Below are 2229 nucleotides of genomic sequence, written 5' to 3'. Positions count from 1 at the left end.
CTCCCGCTCGCGGTTTTGCGGCAGAGAGCCACAGACGCACCCTTCCCGCCGCGCCTTCCATCTTCATTGTACGGAAAGCGGGAGTCGAGGGCAATTCAACCGGCGAACGGGCCAGCGATTTCGCAAACCAGTATCCGCACGGGATAGAACTGGCTGACGACAGGGGAGTTTGGGGGCGGGAGCAGCCCGAATGATCATTGCAGATGCCACGGGGCAGCTTTTTCCGGTCGACAGACCAGTTCTGAGACGTGGTGGCGGCCGCCAAGGGAATAGTAGGCCTGGAGCGCTGTGGGGATGCGCCCAGTCAAGCGGAAGGAAGGGAGGAAAACCGGTGAGACCCCGCAGCGCGTTCAACTGGAATCCAGTCGGACCACGAGAAAGCGATAGCCGATCTGCCGCGCCGTCTCGCAGAAACTGGGGGGAGCGGCCCGGCAGTGGCTGCGCACCTGGCGGTGGTAGAAGACCATGCTCAGGGTGTAGGCCAGAACTCGGATCATGGTGAGCACGACCAGAGCGCAGCTTTGGTGGACAGAAGGCCGCTTCAGATGGCAGTCCGTGGTGATGGTTTGGAAGGCTTGCGCGTCGATGGTCCAGCGACTGCGCCCCAGTTGATGGATGAACAGGGGTGGGATGGAGCCGAGATCGACGTTGGTCGCATAGAAGTTGGTGCTCAGAACTGCGGCCGGTTGCTTGGTCTTGACGGCGGCGCCATCTTTGTTCTGGATCACGACGCAATGGCCGTTCTGCACGCGAGCTGTTTTCACCACTCCCACCAGACGATCGGCAACGGGCCAGTCCACTTCCGGCAGATGCCAGAGTTCCAACTGCTGTCGCGCGCTGGCGTCGCGATAATCGGCTGGGCGGTGGGTGAGCCGCTCGGCCTCGGCCGCCAGGTCCGGCTGGTTGTCCTTGAGATTGATCACCCATTCGAGCCCCAGGAGTTCCAAGGCCCGCGTGAAGGGAGTCTGGAGATAGAGCGCATCGGCGACGAGAATGTCGATAAAACGACGCCCCAACTTTTCGGTGAGCTCCTCTAGCAAGGCCAGCGAGCAGGCCACTTCGGTCTCCCCGGATTGTTGAAACCGGACCCCCAGGAAGACCGGGAACGGCGTGCTCGCCACCGTCACGGCCGACAGGCGATGGTAGTACTGGATGGAGGTTCGCAGTTCGCCGTCGACTTTCCGCTCTACGTTTCTCGTCAGGCACGCTGAGCAGCAGCGGGAGTAGGAGTTGCAGATTTCGATGCCATCCACGGCCGCCACCACCCGCCCTCTGGCCCAGTCGGAACGCAACACGCCATTCCTCTTCAGCCGCTTGGCGATTTCGCAGCCCAGTTCAAAGACCAGTCCAGGGTCTTGCCGCTGCAGGGCGTACCCCATGGTGTCTTCGCTCAATGGACCGATGCGTTGGCGCAGCACGCCCCGGCAACATTCCGCCTCAATACGGTGAACCGGACCGAACTGACAGGCCGTTCCAAAAAATACGGCGGCACACACTTTGGACCAGGGATGCCGCGGATCCTTCCGGCCCTCGGGCAACCCCGCCACCAAGCCGCCCCAGTTGAACACCTTGTTGAGATAGGTCTCAAACTGGTGGCGGCGCAATCCTACTTCTTCTTTCTCCGGCGGAGAAAACGCCGCAGGTTGAGGTAGGCAATCCGGGCCGCAGCCGCTTCGAATTGCTTGCGTTGTTCCACCTTGGAGCGAACCTCATCGGCCTGATCGAACGGCACGTGGAAGGTCTTGGATTTACCGTCCAAGAGGACAGAGAGGAGGAGCTCGGCATGCAATTTCTCTCCGTCGGCACAATGACAGTTCGGCTTACCGCACCTCCGGGCACGCTCGACGAAGGAGCCCGGCAGCATCTCGCGCAGGGCTCCCAGGCTCCGTACCAAGCGGCCGCGGAGATCCAATTCCGGGTCAGAGGCCATAGTCTATATCTGCCACTTATTATAGTGGCAGAATCACCCAAAGTCAAGGGCTTTTGAAGATTTGCAGAAATGCCTCGCCCAGGCAGAGGAGCCCCATCTCCCCGTGATTCAGGCCGATCAGCCAGTCGAAGAACTACGGTCTACGAAATCGCTGCCCGTTGATGACACAAGATTGGTGAGCCGGACAGCTACAAAATCCTTTACAGTACCGCTAACTCCGGATCAGTGACCGAGATTCCTTCGACCGCAGCAACCTTGCAGAAGATCCTGTCGGCAGCCACAAGGTTGCTGCGGTCGAA

3 protein-coding genes are annotated in these 2229 nt (G+C 60.5%); 1 reads left to right on the top strand and 2 read right to left on the bottom strand.

What is annotated here, in order from left to right; all coding sequences use genetic code 11:
• A partial coding sequence (locus VIH17_13855; protein ID HEY4684319.1) for a hypothetical protein occupies positions 1 to 194 on the top strand: 194 nt, incomplete at its 5' end.
• Positions 195 to 350: 156 nt separating this feature from the next.
• Here the strand turns inward: VIH17_13855 and VIH17_13850 are convergent.
• The gene (locus VIH17_13850; protein HEY4684318.1) at positions 351 to 1604 is read right to left on the bottom strand and encodes a transposase; all 1254 of its coding nucleotides are present in this window, start codon (positions 1602 to 1604) and stop codon (positions 351 to 353) included.
• 2 nt (positions 1605 to 1606) lie between these two features.
• Entirely contained in the window at positions 1607 to 1930 is a 324-nt protein-coding gene (locus VIH17_13845; GenBank protein ID HEY4684317.1) for a DUF6788 family protein, read from the bottom strand.
• Positions 1931 to 2229: the final 299 nt, after the last annotated feature.

It is taken from the genome of Candidatus Acidiferrales bacterium, from assembly GCA_036514995.1.
Lineage (GTDB): Bacteria > Acidobacteriota > Terriglobia > Acidiferrales > DATBWB01 > DATBWB01.
The sequence above is the reverse complement of the archived record's forward strand: the minus strand, read 5'-3'. Positions and strand labels throughout refer to the sequence as shown.

Bases quoted from the DNA above. Each gene is read 5' to 3' on its own strand.
- VIH17_13845 (HEY4684317.1), bottom strand. From the start codon at position 1,930: ATGGCCTCTGACCCGGAATTGGATCTCCGCGGCCGCTTGGTACGGAGC.